This window comes from Streptomyces sp. NPDC030820, assembly GCF_055572075.1.
Window position 1 is genome coordinate 76,748 of sequence record NZ_JBVIEB010000011.1, and the last position, 15,561, is coordinate 92,308.

General features: G+C 70.1%; 12 protein-coding genes. 8 read left to right on the forward strand and 4 right to left on the reverse strand.

What is annotated here, in order from left to right; genetic code table 11:
* Positions 1-88 precede the first annotated feature (88 nt).
* Positions 89-2,980: a vitamin B12-dependent ribonucleotide reductase gene (locus ACZ418_RS28650; protein ID WP_468368516.1), complete on the forward strand. Its 2,892-nt coding sequence runs from the start codon at positions 89-91 to the stop codon at positions 2,978-2,980.
* Between the two features lie 59 nt (positions 2,981-3,039).
* Here the strand turns inward: ACZ418_RS28650 and ACZ418_RS28655 are convergent, their stop codons facing one another.
* Positions 3,040-3,570, reverse strand: a complete 531-nt coding sequence (locus ACZ418_RS28655; protein ID WP_468368518.1) for a TerD family protein — start codon at positions 3,568-3,570, stop codon at positions 3,040-3,042.
* 153 nt (positions 3,571-3,723) lie between these two features.
* Here ACZ418_RS28655 and ACZ418_RS28660 point away from each other — a divergent pair, with 153 nt between their 5' ends.
* The 3 genes from ACZ418_RS28660 (at position 3,724) to ACZ418_RS28670 (ending at position 6,060) form a co-directional block, all read left to right on the forward strand.
* The gene (locus tag ACZ418_RS28660; RefSeq protein WP_468368520.1) at positions 3,724-4,329 is read left to right on the forward strand and encodes a YdbC family protein; all 606 of its coding nucleotides are present in this window, start codon (positions 3,724-3,726) and stop codon (positions 4,327-4,329) included.
* Between the two features lie 153 nt (positions 4,330-4,482).
* Positions 4,483-5,142 carry a histidine phosphatase family protein gene (locus tag ACZ418_RS28665; protein ID WP_468368523.1) on the forward strand — a complete coding sequence of 220 codons (660 nt, stop codon included), beginning with the start codon at positions 4,483-4,485 and terminating at the stop codon, positions 5,140-5,142.
* 12 nt (positions 5,143-5,154) lie between these two features.
* The gene (locus ACZ418_RS28670; protein WP_468368526.1) at positions 5,155-6,060 is read left to right on the forward strand and encodes an ADP-ribosylglycohydrolase family protein; all 906 of its coding nucleotides are present in this window, start codon (positions 5,155-5,157) and stop codon (positions 6,058-6,060) included.
* A gap of 376 nt (positions 6,061-6,436) precedes the next feature.
* Here ACZ418_RS28670 and ACZ418_RS28675 read toward each other — a convergent pair whose 3' ends face one another.
* Positions 6,437-7,984, reverse strand: a complete 1,548-nt coding sequence (locus ACZ418_RS28675; protein WP_468368529.1) for an MFS transporter — start codon at positions 7,982-7,984, stop codon at positions 6,437-6,439.
* Positions 7,985-8,166: 182 nt separating this feature from the next.
* Here ACZ418_RS28675 and ACZ418_RS28680 point away from each other — a divergent pair, with 182 nt between their 5' ends.
* From ACZ418_RS28680 to ACZ418_RS28690, 3 genes are all read left to right on the forward strand, one after another.
* Complete coding sequence (locus tag ACZ418_RS28680; RefSeq protein ID WP_468368532.1) at positions 8,167-8,790, forward strand: TetR/AcrR family transcriptional regulator; 624 nt, start codon at positions 8,167-8,169, stop codon at positions 8,788-8,790.
* Positions 8,791-8,871: 81 nt separating this feature from the next.
* Positions 8,872-9,573, forward strand: a complete 702-nt coding sequence (locus ACZ418_RS28685; RefSeq protein ID WP_468368535.1) for a ribonuclease HII — start codon at positions 8,872-8,874, stop codon at positions 9,571-9,573.
* Between the two features lie 68 nt (positions 9,574-9,641).
* Positions 9,642-10,274, forward strand: coding sequence for a hypothetical protein (locus ACZ418_RS28690; RefSeq protein ID WP_468368537.1), 633 nt, complete (start codon positions 9,642-9,644; stop codon positions 10,272-10,274).
* Positions 10,275-10,699: 425 nt separating this feature from the next.
* Here the strand turns inward: ACZ418_RS28690 and ACZ418_RS28695 are convergent, their stop codons facing one another.
* Complete coding sequence (locus tag ACZ418_RS28695; protein ID WP_468368540.1) at positions 10,700-11,320, reverse strand: hypothetical protein; 621 nt, start codon at positions 11,318-11,320, stop codon at positions 10,700-10,702.
* 265 nt (positions 11,321-11,585) lie between these two features.
* Positions 11,586-13,751 carry a RecQ family ATP-dependent DNA helicase gene (locus tag ACZ418_RS28700; RefSeq protein ID WP_468368542.1) on the reverse strand — a complete coding sequence of 722 codons (2,166 nt, stop codon included), beginning with the start codon at positions 13,749-13,751 and terminating at the stop codon, positions 11,586-11,588.
* A gap of 144 nt (positions 13,752-13,895) precedes the next feature.
* Here ACZ418_RS28700 and ACZ418_RS28705 point away from each other — a divergent pair, with 144 nt between their 5' ends.
* Entirely contained in the window at positions 13,896-15,464 is a 1,569-nt protein-coding gene (locus ACZ418_RS28705) for a DUF4192 domain-containing protein (RefSeq protein WP_468368544.1), read from the forward strand.
* Positions 15,465-15,561: the final 97 nt, after the last annotated feature.

Below are 15,561 nucleotides of genomic sequence, written 5' to 3' on the forward strand. Positions count from 1 at the left end.
TGAGGGTGCCCGCAACACAAGACAGAACACCGTGCCACGGGAACAAACGGGGCACTTCAGGGCGTTTTTGCCCGTACAGGGAGGCGGCATGACAGAGACGGCGAGCGGTCCGGCACGAGGTTCCCGAGCCAAGGGCACCAAGGCGGGTAACAAGGGACTGCACATCGAGCGCATCCACACCACCCCCGGCGTACACCCGTACGACGAGGTGTCGTGGGAGCGCCGTGACGTCGTCATGACCAACTGGCGCGACGGCTCGGTCAACTTCGAGCAGCGTGGCGTCGAGTTCCCCGACTTCTGGTCGGTGAACGCGGTCAACATCGTCACCAGCAAGTACTTCCGCGGTGCCGTCGGCACCCCACAGCGCGAGACCAGCCTCAAGCAGCTGATCGACCGCATCGTGAAGACGTACCGGAAGGCCGGCGAGGACTACAAGTACTTCGCCTCGCCCGCCGACGCCGAGATCTTCGAGCACGAGCTGGCCTACGCCCTCCTGCACCAGATCTTCAGCTTCAACAGCCCCGTCTGGTTCAACGTGGGCACCCCGCAGCCCCAGCAGGTCTCCGCCTGCTTCATCCTGTCCGTCGACGACTCCATGGAGTCGATCCTCGACTGGTACAAGGAAGAGGGCATGATCTTCAAGGGCGGCTCCGGTGCCGGCTTGAACCTCTCCCGCATCCGCTCCTCCAAGGAACTGCTGTCCTCCGGCGGCAACGCCTCCGGTCCGGTCTCCTTCATGCGCGGCGCCGACGCCTCCGCCGGCACCATCAAGTCCGGTGGTGCCACCCGCCGCGCCGCCAAGATGGTCGTGCTCGACGTCGACCACCCCGACATCGAGGACTTCATCGAGACCAAGGTCAAGGAAGAGGAGAAGATCCGTGTCCTGCGCGACGCGGGCTTCGACATGGACCTGGGCGGCGACGACATCACCTCCGTCCAGTACCAGAACGCCAACAACTCGGTCCGCGTGAACGACGAGTTCATGAAGGCGGTCGAGGAGGGCGACAAGTTCGGCCTGCGCGCCCGTATGACCGGCGAGGTCATCGAGGAGGTCGACGCCAAGGCGCTCTTCCGCAAGATCGCCGAGGCCGCCTGGGCCTGCGCCGACCCCGGCATCCAGTACGACGACACCATCAACAACTGGCACACCTGCCCCGAGTCCGGCCGGATCACCGCGTCGAACCCGTGCAGCGAGTACATGCACCTGGACAACACGTCCTGCAACCTGGCCTCGCTGAACCTGATGAAGTTCCTGAAGGACGACGGCAAGGGCAACCAGTCCTTCGAGACCGAGCGCTTCCAGAAGGTCGTCGAGCTGGTCATCACCGCGATGGACATCTCGATCTGCTTCGCGGACTTCCCGACCCAGAAGATCGGCGAGAACACGCGCGCGTTCCGCCAGCTCGGCATCGGCTACGCCAACCTCGGCGCCCTGCTGATGGCCACCGGCCACGCCTACGACTCCGACGGCGGCCGCGCTCTCGCCGGCGCCATCACCTCCCTGATGACGGGTACGGCCTACCGCCGCTCCGCCGAGCTGGCCGCGGTCGTCGGCACGTACGACGGCTACGCCCGCAACGCCGACGCCCACAAGCGGGTCATGGCGCAGCACGCCGACGCCAACGGCAAGGCCGTCCGCATGGACGACCTGGACACCCCGGTGTGGGCCGCCGCCACGGAGGCCTGGCAGGACGTCGTCCGTCTCGGTGAGAAGAACGGTTTCCGTAACTCCCAGGCGTCCGTCCTCGCCCCGACCGGCACCATCGGTCTCGCGATGTCCTGCGACACCACCGGTGTCGAGCCCGACCTGGCGCTCGTGAAGTTCAAGAAGCTGGTCGGCGGCGGCTCGATGCAGATCGTCAACGGCACCGTCCCGCAGGCCCTGCGCCGCCTGGGCTACCAGGAGGAGCAGATCGAGGCGATCGTCGCCCACATCGCCGAGCACGGCAACGTGATCGACGCCCCCGGCCTGAAGCACGAGCACTACGAGGTGTTCGACTGCGCCATGGGCGAGCGCGCCATCTCCCCGATGGGCCACGTCCGCATGATGGCCGCGATCCAGCCGTGGATCTCCGGCGCCATCTCCAAGACGGTCAACATGCCGGAGACGGCGACCGTCGAGGAGGTCGAGGAGATCTACTTCGAGGCCTGGAAGCTGGGCGTCAAGGCGCTCGCGATCTACCGCGACAACTGCAAGGTCGGCCAGCCCCTGTCGGCCAAGAAGAAGGAGACCGAGGAGAAGAAGGCCGAGGAGCCCGCAGCCGTCGAGACCAAGGTCGAGAAGGTCGTCGAGTACCGCCCGGTCCGCAAGCGCCTCCCCAAGGGCCGCCCGGGGATCACCACCTCCTTCACCGTCGGTGGCGCCGAGGGCTACATGACCGCCAACTCCTACCCGGACGACGGTCTCGGCGAGGTCTTCCTGAAGATGTCCAAGCAGGGCTCGACCCTCGCGGGCATGATGGACGCCTTCTCCATCGCGGTCTCCGTCGGCCTCCAGTACGGCGTGCCGCTGGAGACGTACGTCTCGAAGTTCACCAACATGCGCTTCGAGCCGGCCGGCATGACGGACGACCCGGACGTGCGGATGGCGCAGTCGATCGTCGACTACATCTTCCGCCGCCTGGCGCTGGACTTCCTGCCCTTCGAGACCCGTTCCGCGCTCGGTATCCACTCCGCCGAGGAGCGTCAGCGGCACCTGGAGACCGGTTCCTACGAGCCGAACGAGGACGAGGTCGACGTCGAGGGTCTGGCCCAGTCCGCGCCGCGCACGCAGGAGCTGAAGGCCGTCGCCACGCCGAAGGCCGAGTCCGAGGCGGCCAAGCCCGCTCCGAAGCAGGCCCACACCAGCGCCGAGCTGGTGGAGATGCAGCTGGGCATCCAGGCCGACGCCCCGCTGTGCTTCTCCTGCGGTACGAAGATGCAGCGGGCCGGTTCCTGCTACATCTGCGAGGGCTGCGGCTCGACCAGCGGCTGCAGCTGATGAAGCGCGTTTTCTGAAGTGAAGTAAGGGGCGCCGGCTGAGGCCGGCGCCCCTTACTGCTACTGGGCCCTGCCCATGACCCGGGTGAAGGTCGCCGGGTCCTCCTCGAAGCCGTGCACGCCGGGACGGAAGCTCCACTCCCCGGAGTCGTCACGGACGAATTCCGCGATCGTGGCCGCCGTCGCGCCGAGGACCGAGCCGAAGTCGTCCTGGGCGAGCACGGTGTAGCGGTCCACCCGGATGCGCATGGCCGGATTCAGCACGTTGACGAACGTCCTGCGGCCGAACCGCTGTTGGATGACGACACCGACCACCACGCGCGCGTACCGGCCGTCGAGCCGGTCCAGTTCCAGCGTCATGACCTCGTCCCAGCCGAAGCCCCTGCCGTCCGTGCTGTCCCGGTTGAGGAAGATCGTGCCGTCCGGTGAGCGGCTGTCGAAGTGCACCACATAGGCCGGGGTCCCGTACGGGTCGCCCGACAGGAACGTCCCGGCGACGAGGTCGAGATCGGTGGGCGGCTGACCCGCAGGACTGGGGTCCCACTTGAGCCCGACCTCGACCTTGCCGATTCCCTTGCTGAAGCCGGTCAACGGGCTTCCCCTTCCCCCTGGTGGCTGCCTCACTCCCCAACTCGGGTGCAGTCAGGGCTCCTTGTCCATCGTGCCACGCGCGCGGGGCGCACGCGCGGGCGATCTCCGCCGTAGCGTGACCGACGCCACGCCCGGTGGCCTTACGATGGCGCGGTGCTGGTCAAGTGGATTCGCTGCACCGTGGTGGACCGCCGCGGCTTCGAGCGGGGGCAGCGGAAATGGGCGGGGCTTCTGGGGGAGCCGGGTTTCCGGGGGCAGGGTGGAGGGTGGAGCCGGCAGCGGCCGGGGGTGGCGCACATCTTCGCCTTCTGGGAGAGCCGTGCCTTCTACGACTCCTTCATGGCCCGCTCGCACGACCGCCTGGCGGCCGCCCAGTCCGGCACGTTCAAGGACGCGCAGGTCAAGCTCTTCGAGTACCGCTTCGATGTGAAGACGGGCTTCGAGCCGCGGTTCACCGACTCCGATCTGATCCGTGTGGCCCTGTGCCGGATCCACGAGGAGCGCGTCGAGCATTTCACGCTCATGCAGGAGAAGGTCTGGAACCCCGCGATGGCCGGTTCGCCCGGCATGATCCGCGGCATGTTCGCCGAGGCGCCGGAACAGGAGTTCCTGGTCCTGTCGATGTGGCGGTCGGCGGCCGAGCACGGCAAGTACCGTACCGAGCGCGTGGAACGTCTCGCGCTGCGCGCCCAGACCGAGGCCGACGTCGCGGCGCTCTCCGGTGACATCGTGGAGCTTGAGCCGTCCTGGACGGTCTGAGGCCACCGTCGTACGTTTGAATACCAAACTCACGGCCTGGAGGTGCGACTCAACGGGCCCGGGAACGGCCCTGGCAGCGGGATTTGTGTGACCTACGCCGTATGGGGCCGGTACGGGTGCTCGATCCTCCCTCGTTCGATCTAGGGTTTTGGCATGGCACGACCACGGCGCATCGTCCTTGTCCGGCACGGCGAGTCCACGGGCAACGTCGACGACTCCGTGTACGAGCGCGAGCCCGACCACGCTCTCGCGCTGACCGAGCGCGGCTGGCGGCAGGCGGAGGAGACCGGCAAGGAGCTCCGGGAGCTCTTCGCCCGGGAACGCGTGAGCGTGTACGTCTCCCCGTACCGCCGGACGCACGAGACACTCCGCGCCTTCCACCTCGACCCCGACCTCATACGGGTCCGGGAGGAGCCGAGGCTGCGCGAACAGGACTGGGGCAACTGGCAGGACCGCGACGACGTGCGCCTGCAGAAGGCCTACCGCGACGCGTACGGCCACTTCTTCTTCCGGTTCCCGCAGGGCGAGTCCGGCGCCGACGTGTACGACCGGGTCGGCGGCTTCCTGGAGAGTCTCTTCCGCAGCTTCGAGGCCCCGGACCACCCACCGAACGTCCTCCTGGTGACACACGGACTGGCGATGCGACTGTTCTGCATGCGCTGGTTCCACTGGACGGTCGCGGAATTCGAGTCACTGTCCAACCCCGGGAACGCCGAGATGCGGATGCTCGTGCTCGGGGACGACGGCAAGTACACGCTCGACCGGCCCTTCGAGCGCTGGCGGAAACCGGTGCCGTACTGGGCGAACGGATAGAGTGGCGGAGCGATGACCGCTGACTCCTCTTCCTCCGGATGCCTGGAGCGCGCCCTGGCGAGCCTGCGCGGACTGGCCGTGGGGGACGCCCTGGGCTCCCAGTTCTTCGTCCCGGCGAACTACCCCCTGCTGAAGCGACGCGCACTGCCCGCGGGGCCCTGGCAGTGGACGGACGACACCGAGATGGCCTGCTCCGTGGTGGCCGTCCTCGCCGCCCACCGGCGCATCGACCAGGACGCACTGGCCCGCTCCTTCGCCGAGCACCACGACTTCGACCGGGGCTACGGCCCCGCGGTCAACCGGCTGCTGAGACTCGTCCGGGAGGGCGAGGACTGGCGTGAGCTGGCCGCCGCACTGTTCAACGGACGGGGGTCCTGGGGCAACGGAGCCGCGATGCGGATCGCGCCCCTCGGCGCCTGGTACGCAGGCGATCCGGAACAGGCGACCCACCAGGCGGAGATCTCGGCCTACCCCACCCACCAGCACCGTGAGGCCGTCGTCGGCGCCATGGCCGTGGCTGCCGCGGCGGCGCTGGCCGGCTCGCCGGACGGACCGCCCAGCCCGGAGGCGCTCCTCGACGGCGTCATCGCCCTGGTGCCGAAGAGTGCCGTCGGCCAGGGACTCCGGCGCGCCCGGGACATGCTCGACTACGGCGACGCGGGCACCGTCGCGGCGGTGCTGGGCTGCGGACGCCGTACGACCGCCCACGACACCGTTCCCTTCGCCCTCTGGTCGGCCGCGCGGAGCCTGGGCGACTTCGAGACGGCCTTCTGGACGACGGCCGGGGTCGGCGGCGATGTGGACACGACCTGCGCGATCGTGGGGGGTGTGCTCGCCTCCGGCAAGGCCGGGACACCGCCCGCCGAGTGGGTGGAACGCTGCGAAGTGCTGCCGGACTGGGTGCCGACCGGGCTCTGACGGGGTCCGGCGGCGGTGGCCCGGGCGTACGGGTGCGATCTCGTGTCCCGAGCCGGTGCTTTTCGCGACCGGGCAGGCGGACCTGGAGACTCTCCGTGTCTGTCGGGAACTCTCCGTGACCGCGACCCGTTCCTCCCATGTCCGTCGTACGCGTCTGCCGTACGCCGCGGCTTACGGCGGCAGGTCGGCGGACAGGCGGAGAGCGGCGGTCGGAGGGGTGGAGATGGCCTACCTGGTGGCAGTGGCGGTGGTGGTTCCCGTCCTGGTGCTCCTGTCGGCGTCGGCGGCCGGGGTGCGGTCGGCCGGACCGTCGCGTGTGCCGTCCATCCCAGGGCGGCGGTCCGGCCGACTGTGGCTCCGTGTGGCTCGGGACGGGTCAGCCGATGCCCGGGCCGGCCACGCCGGCGAGGGAATCGAGATCGCTCTTGCGGACCCTGATCACCAGCCAGGAGGTGAGGAACGCGACCCCGGCCATCGCGGCAGCCGGCACGAAGGCGGTGGAGATGCCGTGGGCGAGCACCTCGTGTCCCCAGGGCGCGGGCAGCTGGTGCGTCTTGGCGAAGTGGGCCTGCTGCTCCGGCGTGCCGTTGGCGAGGAACTTCGGCAACTGCTTCTTCGTCTCGTCCTTGGCGGCCGAGCCGAACACGGTCGTCAGGATGGACAGTCCGAGCGAACCGCCCACCTGCTGCATGGCGTTGAGAAGTCCGGAGGCGGCACCCGCCTCGTGCTGGGCGACGCCGGACACCGCCGTGACCGTGGCCGTCACGAAGTTCAGGCCCATGCCGAAACCGAACACCAGCATCGGCCCCAGTACGCCGCCGACGTAGGAGCTGTCCGGCCGGATGAAGGTCTGCCAGGCCAGCCCGATCACCACGAGCCCCGTGCCGGCCATCATGAACGGCCTCGGGCCGAGCACCGGAAGGAAGCGCTGGGACAGTCCGGCCCCGACCGCGATCGCGACCGTCACAGGAAGGAAGGCCAGACCGGCCTTGATCGCGCTGTAGCCGAGTACGTCCTGTACGAACAGCACGATGTAGAAGAACATGCCGAACATCGCCGCGGCGAGACTCAACATGATCACGTAGGTGCCCCAGCGGTTGCGGTCCGCGAACATCCTGAGCGGGGTGATCGGCTCCTTCGCCCGTACCTCGGTGAGGACGAAGGCGACCAGCAGCACCAGGGCCGCGCCGAAGGAGCCGAGGGTGAGGTCGTCCCGCCAGCCGTTCTCCGAGGCGCGGATGAACCCGTAGACGAGCGAGGCCATGCCCGCCGTCGAGGTCAGCGCACCCGTGATGTCGAAGCGCCCGGGATGCCGCTGGGACTCGTTGATGTACAGCGGCGCGAGCGAGGCGATCAGCACGCCGATCGGCACGTTGACGAACAGGACCCACCGCCAGTCGAGCCAGTCCGTGAGCATGCCGCCCGCCAGCAGGCCGATGGCGCCGCCACCCGCGGACACGGCGGCGAACACACCGAAGGCCCGGTTGCGTTCCGGGCCTTCGGGGAAGGTCGTGGTGATCAGCGCCAGCGACGTGGGCGAGGCGATCGCGCCGCCCACGCCCTGCAGGGCCCGTGCGGCCAGCAGCTGCCAGGGTTCCTGGGCGAGGCCACCCAGCAGGGAGGCGAAGGTGAACAGGAGGATGCCGGTGATGAAGACCCGGCGGCGGCCGAGGATGTCACCGGCCCGCGCACCGAGCAGCAGCAGGCCGCCAAAGGTGAGCGTGTAGGCGCTGACCACCCAAGTCAGGTCCGTAGTACTGAACTTGAGTGCGTCTTGAATGTGCGGGAGCGCGATGTTCACAATCGTCGCGTCGAGCACCACCATGAGTTGGCAGGCCGCGATGACGGTGAGTGCGATGCCGGGATGCCCCTCCCGGCGGGCCACGCCCGGTTTTGGTTCCTGAAGCAGCTGAGAGGTCGTCACTATGGGTCCCCCATAAAGGCGTTAGTGAACGCTCGCGTTCACTGTCGCGTCCACGGTAGTGAGTCCGCAACAGTGAACGCAACCGTTCACTTAATCCTGCGCCCCGCTTTGCGTCCCCCTGTTGCTGCGGCGCGGCGCACCCTTCCCCCGGAATCCCCGCTTCCCTTGTTGGAGGGACACAGATGGTTACCTCGCGCTGGACGGCCGCTCCCGATCGGGCGGCTTCCCCTCGTCGGCGCGGAGTGGTGCTGGAGCGTGCGATCCTCGACGCCGCGCTGGAGCAGCTCGGTGAGGTCGGCTGGAAAGGCCTGACCATGGAGGGAGTCGCCGCCGGTGCGCAGACCGGCAAGGCCGCGGTGTATCGCCGCTGGCCCTCCAAGGAGGACCTCGTCGCGGACGCTCTGGTCGCCGGACTGCCACGGGTCGACACGGCCCCGGACCTCGGCAGTGTGCGCGAGGACCTCCTCGCTCTGTGTCGCGAGGTGCGGCAGATCATGTTCTCGCCCCCGGGTGTGGCGCTGCGCTCGGTGATTCACGAGTGCGATCAGGCCCAGGCGGAACGCTTCCACGAGGTGATCGCCGGAGGGGTGGTGGAGCCGACCGTCAAACTCCTTGGTGAGGTCATCACCCGCGGAATAGAGCGGGGCGAGGTGCGTCCGGATGCGGCCAACGGCTATGTCTTCGACGCCATCCCAGCCATGATGATGTACCGCTCGAAGATGTGCGCCAGTGAATGGAGCGATCGGGATCTCGAAGAGATGATCGACCAGTTGATGCTCCCGTTGCTGCGGCCCTACGGAAGCTGATCCCGGGCGGTGGCGATCCGTGCGGCAGTGGGGCGACCGGGGTGTCGGCCGACGACCCCGGCGGCGTACCCTAAGGGCGCCATGCCGTACGAACCGCCTACCCACACCGTCGAGCGCTCCCTGCGCGCCACGACCGGAGCGAAGGTCATTGCCGGTCTCGACGAGGTGGGGCGCGGTGCCTGGGCCGGACCTGTCACCGTCTGCGCCGCGATCACCGGACTCCGCCGCCCGCCCGAGGGGCTGACCGATTCCAAGCTGCTGACGATCAAGCGGCGCACGGAACTGGCGGAGGTCCTGCAGACGTGGGTGACGGCCTATGCGCTGGGGCATGCTTCTCCCGAGGAGATCGACGACCTGGGGATGACGGCCGCGCTGCGGCTCGCCGCGGTCCGCGCCCTGGACGTCCTACCGGTCCGCCCCGACGCCGTGATCCTCGACGGGAAGCACGACTACCTCGGCACACCCTGGAGGGTGCGCACGGTGATCAAGGGCGATCAGTCGTGTGTGGCCGTCGCTGCGGCATCGGTGATCGCCAAGGTCCAGCGCGACAAAATGATGGCCGAACTGGGTGTCGACCATGCACACTTCGGGTTTGCGGACAACGCCGGGTATCCGTCGCCCGTGCACAAGGCCGCGCTGGAGGAGTGGGGGCCCACCCCGCACCACCGTTTGTCGTGGGCGTATCTTGATGCGTTGCCTCAGTGGCGGCACCTCAAGAAGGTCCGCAGCTGGGCGGACGGAAGCGTTCCGGAAATCGAGGGTCAGCTCGGCTTCGATTTCTGACGGTTCCGCTCGCACTGATGTGTCACCCGGTCACCCGCGCCGCACCAATGTTTGATAAATATCAGCTCATGCCTCTCATTCCCGAGGAGCCTCAGATTCACGAGAGTGCCCAGGGTCCCCGCGCCACTCCGGCCAGCGGCCGTACCGCGCCGACCCCCCGCCCCGTACCCGGCCCCCGCCCCGCGGCTCCGTCCCGCCCCGGTCGTCCCGGCCCTCCGCGGCCGGCCCCGCCGGTGCAGCGCACGCCGCGTGACGCGGCTCCGGCCAAGCCGGGCCCGTCCGGCCCGGCCGCTTCCGCCGCCGCGGCGGCCACCCCGCAGATCCAGCTGATCCCGGCCTCGGCCGAGGGCGCGCTCGACGCCGCCGAGGAGGCGGTGGACCTGCTGCTGGACTCGGGCCGCGCCCCCGGCGACGTACTCGTGATCACCACTGGGTCCCAGCACCCGTGGGCGGAGCACGAGCTGTCCTTCGGTGAAACTTCCTACTGGGCGCAGCACGACGCCGGTGACGACGTCTTCTATGCGGACGCCGCCGTCGCATCCCGCGCCGCGTCTCGTCCCGTGGTCGTCGTGGCCGTCAACGGGGGCCCTGCTTCCGCTGCTGCCTCGGTCCTTCCGCTGGCTCACACCCGGGCCGGTGCCCTGCTGATCGTCTGCGGCGACCCGCAGCAGATCAATTCGGTGCTGGGCGCAGGCGTCTGAGCCGACTCCGACGTACCTCGGGGTTCCGGGGTGACGAGGATCCGCTCCGGTGGAATCCGCACGGCGTGGCCATGGGCATGCCCGCACGACGGCGGCCGTTCGGCTCGTGGACGGCTTCCCGGCACTACGCCAGGACGCCGAGTGCGGAGCAGCGGTTGCAGGGCGGAGACGGGACCCCGGCTCACGCCGCCGGCCTGTCGAGTCCGAACCGTCGGCTTGCTTGGCGCGGCACAGCCCCGTGTCCCCCGGGCACGGTATGGCCCTTACGCCGCTTCGGTCACGGGCGACCCTTGCGTTCCTCCGGCCACCACACGGCCTGGTGCGGCGCGGCGTCCTGGCGGTCGAGTGGTGAACGGTCGGCTCGCCGTCGGTGTGGGCAGGGCGGTGGCCGGCCGATGGTCGGGCGCGGGCACCTGTGGGGCCCTTCAGCGAGCCGCCGCGCGGCGCAGGACCTCTGAGACCGGGCCGCCGGTGCGCGGTGCCAGCGGCGGGGTCTCGGACGTGGCGAAGGGTTCCGGTGTGGAGTCGGCGTTGGGACGGCGGCCGCTGCGTCCTTCGCCGAGCACATGCCAGCCGTCGTGGGTCAGTGTGATGTACGCCCCGCATCGCAGCCCGTGCAGGGTGCAGGCGTCACGGAGGCCCCACATCCAGGCGCCGTCCTCCTCCGTCCAACGCGCGTCGCCCTCACGGCAGTAGACGAGGATGGCCGTGCGCACCGGGGTCCGGCGTCTCAGGTCGTGCGGAATCACCCGGCGCAGCTGGGCGAGCAGCGCGTTGCGGAACATCCAGCCGTCGGCCGGGGCCGGACGACGTGTGAACGACGCGCTGGCGCACAGCCGCTCGTCCGGATCGAGCACCGCCACGATCGCCGTGGAGGGCCTCGGCCGATGGCGGGCGTGCAGCCCGCTGACGACCTCACGGGGGTTGCGCAGCAGAGGGATTCCGGCTGCGGCCCATTCGGCCGGCTCGAGCAGACGACTGGCGGAAGCGGCGGACACGGAGGTCGACAACGAGGCCGCCGAGGACGAGGCGAATCCGAAGGTCACGTTCCTCCCTTCGGCTACGCGCCCATACTGCGGGCGAGGTCGGATTCGAGGGACCGCGCACCGCAGCAGAGCCCAACCGATCACGGACTAGCCGTGCGGGGAGCGGACCTCAATTCTTCCTGCCGAACTTGGATGCGGCAACGAGCAATTGGCGCCACCGACTGTTATCTGGTGGTGCGTGGCTAATATCCCTACCCAAAGGTAAGCCCGATGACGCCTGAGGTGTCGGGCCGAGTCCCGTACAGATGTCGCGGCGGGTGCCCGGTCAGCCCTGGACGGCCAGGACCAGCGGCAATACCGCCCGCGCGCCGGACTTTCTGAGCAGCCGTGCCGCGACCGCGAGGGTCCAGCCCGTCTCCGTGAAGTCGTCGACCAGCAGCACGGGGCCGTCGGCTGCGGTGAGCGCCGAAGCGAGGGCGAGCGGTACCGTCAGCGCACCGTCGAGGGCCTTCAGCCGCTGCGCGCTGTTGCTGCGCGACACCCGCGGCACATCCTCGGCGTACTCCACGGAGCCGAGCAGTGGCAGCCGGCCGATCTCGGCGATCCGGGCGCCCAGGGAGTGGATCAGCAAGGGCCGGGTTCGCGAGGCGACAGTGATGACGCCCACCGGCCGGGCCTGGGCGTCGGACGCCCCCGAAGCCCAGCCGCCGGGGCCCTTCGCCCAGTCGGCCAGGACACCGACCACGGCCCGCGCCACGTCGTCCGGCACAGCGGTGTCCGGCGCCTGGGGTGCGAGAAGCGGACGCAGCCGGTTGCCCCAGCCGATGTCCGACAGTCGACCCAGAGCCCGCCCCGAAGAGGCCTGTTCACCGGCCGGAATGCGTCCCTTGAGATCGATGCCGATGGCCGGCAGGCCCGTCGGCCACATGCGGCGGGGCTCCACCTCGACGCCGGCCCGGCCCAGGTCGCTGCGTGCGGCGTCCACCGCCGCCATCGACGTGTCGGCGGTGAAGCGCGGTCCGGCGCAGTTGTCGCAGCGGCCGCAGGGCTGGGCACCCTCGTCATCCAGCTGGCGCTGCAGGAACTCCATCCGGCACTCGGTAGTGGCCGCGTAGGCGCGCATCGCCTCCTGCTCGGCCGCCCGCTGCCGGGCCACCCAGTCGTAGCGCTCCGTGTCGTACGACCAGGGCTGCCCGGTGCTGATCCAGCCGCCCTTGACGCGGCGGACCGCTCCGTCCACGTCGAGGACCTTCAGCATCGTCTCCAGCCGGGAGCGGCGCAGTTCGACCAGGGGCTCCAGCGCGGGCAGCGACAGGGGGCCGTCCGCCCGGGCGAGGACGTCGAGGGTGCGCCGGACCAGTTCCTCCGAGGGGAAGGCGAGCGACGCGAAGTACTGCCAGATCGCCTCGTCCTCCTTGCCCGGCAGCAGCAGTACCTCGGCGTGTTCGACGCCGCGGCCCGCCCGGCCGACCTGCTGGTAGTAGGCGATGGGGGAGGAGGGGGAGCCGAGGTGGACCACGAAGCCGAGATCGGGCTTGTCGAAGCCCATACCGAGCGCGGAGGTGGCGACCAGCGCCTTGACCCGGTTGGCGAGCAGATCGTCCTCGGCCTGCTGACGCTCGGCGTTTTCCGTCTTGCCCGTGTACGAGGCGACGGTGTGCCCGCGCTGTTTCAGGAACGCGGTGACCTCCTCGGCAGCGGCGACGGTGAGCGTGTAGACGATGCCGGAGCCCGGCAGGTCGTCGAGGTGGTCGGCGAGCCAGGCCATCCGGTGCGCCGCGTCCGGCAGCCGCAGCACGCCGAGGCTGAGGCTCTCCCGGTCCAGCGGCCCGCGCAGCACCAGGGCGTCCGAGGTACCGCCGGTACCCAGCTGCTCGGCGACATCCGCGGTCACCCGGGCATTGGCCGTGGCGGTGGTGGCCAGTACGGGGACACCGGGCGGGAGGTCGCCGAGCATGGTGCGCAGCCGCCGGTAGTCGGGACGGAAGTCGTGACCCCAGTCGGAGATGCAGTGGGCCTCGTCCACGACCAGCAGGCCGGTCGCGGCGGACAGCTTGGGCAGAACCTGGTCGCGGAAGTCCGGATTGTTCAGCCGCTCCGGGCTGACGAGCAGGACATCGACCTCGCCGGCCGCGATCTCGACCTGCACGGCGTCCCATTCCTCGGTGTTGGAGGAGTTGATGGTGCGGGCGTGGATGCCGGCCCGGGCCGCGGCCTCCACCTGATTGCGCATGAGCGCGAGCAGGGGCGAGACGATCACCGTGGGTCCGCTGCCTCTGGCCCGCAGCAGCGAGGTCGCCACGAAATACACCGCGGACTTGCCCCACCCCGTGCGCTGCACGACCAGGGCCCGGCGCCGCTCGGCGACCAGCGCCTCGATGGCCCGCCACTGGTCCTCGCGCAGCCGGGCCTCGCCCGTGGCATCCCCGACGAGCCGGGCGAGGACGGCGTCCGCCTGCGCCCGGAGATCCGCGTTGCTCGTGTGCTCCATGCGTCCCATACAACAGGACGGGACCGACAAGCGGGCGGGCCACTGCCCCGGGCTGTGGACAATCGGGACGGTCTTGTCGTGTCCCTGATCCGACTTGTCCACAGGTTCAACCGGAATCGCAAAATCCGCGAGATCGTCTGCCGCATGACGAATCACAGCGAAACCACCGGACCATTCGAAAACAGCGACATCTCGGGACAGGCCCCGTTCACCGGCCCGTCTGCGCACGACACGCAGGTCACGCTGCGCACCCCCGCCGAGCTGGCCGACGCCCTGCCCTACCTCCTCGGCTACCGGCCGGAGGACAGCATGGTGCTGGTGGCCCTGCACGACCGCGAAGGCCGGGGCAGGTTCGGAGGCAGGGCCAGGCTCGGCATCCCGGCGAACGAGGAGGACTGGGAGGCGGCTGCACGCCAGCTGGCGCACGGACTGGTGACCGGCAGTGAACGGCGCGGCGCCCGGCCCGAACAGATGGTGGCCTACGTCTGCCAGGAACCGGCCCCGGGAGAGTCCGGTCGCGACGTCAAACGACGGCTCGAGCGGCTGGCCCACCTGCTGCGCACCCAGTGCGGCGAGCTCGACGTGCCGGTCATCGAGGCCCTGTGCATCTCCGACGGCCGTTTCTGGTCGTACTGCTGCCCGATCGAGAGCTGCTGCCCCGAGGACGGTTCGCCGATGGGCCTCCCCGGCACTTCCGTCCTGGCCGCCGCGGCCACCTACGCCGGCATCCAAGTGCGCGGCACGCTCAGGGAGTTGCGTGCCAGGCTACAGCCCTGGGAGACGACCGCGGCCCTGGAACAGGAGATCGCCCTGGACGCGGCCGGTATGACCCTGGTGCCCCGCATTCTCGACGAGGCGTCCCGCGCGGAAGTTGCGGAGGAGACCCTGGGCCTCGCCGAGCGCATCATCCACCGTTTCGCCGCCGCGGCACCGGTGTCCGGCACGCATCCGGAGGACCTGCGCGACGACCGCCTGCTCGCACACGACGAGGCGGCGACTTTGATCCTCGGGCTCCAGGACCGCACGACCCGCGACCGTGCGGCCGCGTGGATGGAGGGCGACGAGGCGGGTCCTGCCCTCCGGCTCTGGCGGGCCCTGGCCCGGCGCTGCGTCGGACCCTACGGCGAACACGCCGCGGCCCCGCTGACCCTGGCCGGCTGGGTCGCCTGGTCGACGGGTGACGAGCTGGAGGCCCGTGAGGCGCTGGCCATGGCGCTGGGCGCGGATCCCGACTATCTGTTCGCCCGGCTGTTGCACCAGGCCTGCAACGAAGGCCTCGACCCTGAAGCGGTCCGCCGCTGCCTGCGTGCGAACCGGGCGAACCGGGCGGACCGTGTGGACCGGGTGGCGGCGGAGACCGGCTCACAGCCGCACACGGAGAAGAAGACGGCTCGCGCCGAGCTCCCGGCAACCGAAGACGCAACAGCGACCGCCCGAGCGGACGACCAGGGCGGCGCCCAAGGGGGCCGAGAGACGGGCACGCGCCGACGGCGCCGTGTGCGACCGGCCGACGGCGGCGATGCCCCTCGCGCGGCCGGGCTCACGGGCGGACGGCGGAGGCCGGCCGGTTCCCATCCCGGCCCGTCGACGGCCGAACCTTCGCGCCCCGGCAGCCGCGGCCTCGGCAGCGCGCGCACGCGTGTGGCGGAAGGCACCACGACCGGCGCAGCCCCGTCGAAGAACGACCACCGGAAGCCCGAAGGGGAGGGGTGATCGCCCTGCGGGGGAATACCGGCGGGTACCCGGTCTAGCAGGTCTGCCCGGGGAAGACGCCCGGCGCATCGACGGAGTCTGCGGCGTGCGGCGCCCG

Bases quoted from the DNA above. Each gene is read 5' to 3' on its own strand.
- ACZ418_RS28685 (WP_468368535.1), top strand. From the start codon at position 8,872: ATGCCGTACGAACCGCCTACCCACACCGTCGAGCGCTCCCTGCGCGCC.
- ACZ418_RS28680 (WP_468368532.1), top strand. From the start codon at position 8,167: ATGGTTACCTCGCGCTGGACGGCCGCTCCCGATCGGGCGGCTTCCCCT.
- ACZ418_RS28690 (WP_468368537.1), top strand. From the start codon at position 9,642: ATGCCTCTCATTCCCGAGGAGCCTCAGATTCACGAGAGTGCCCAGGGT.
- ACZ418_RS28650 (WP_468368516.1), top strand. From the start codon at position 89: ATGACAGAGACGGCGAGCGGTCCGGCACGAGGTTCCCGAGCCAAGGGC.
- ACZ418_RS28670 (WP_468368526.1), top strand. From the start codon at position 5,155: ATGACCGCTGACTCCTCTTCCTCCGGATGCCTGGAGCGCGCCCTGGCG.
- ACZ418_RS28705 (WP_468368544.1), top strand. From the start codon at position 13,896: ATGACGAATCACAGCGAAACCACCGGACCATTCGAAAACAGCGACATC.
- ACZ418_RS28700 (WP_468368542.1), bottom strand. From the start codon at position 13,751: ATGGAGCACACGAGCAACGCGGATCTCCGGGCGCAGGCGGACGCCGTC.
- ACZ418_RS28665 (WP_468368523.1), top strand. From the start codon at position 4,483: ATGGCACGACCACGGCGCATCGTCCTTGTCCGGCACGGCGAGTCCACG.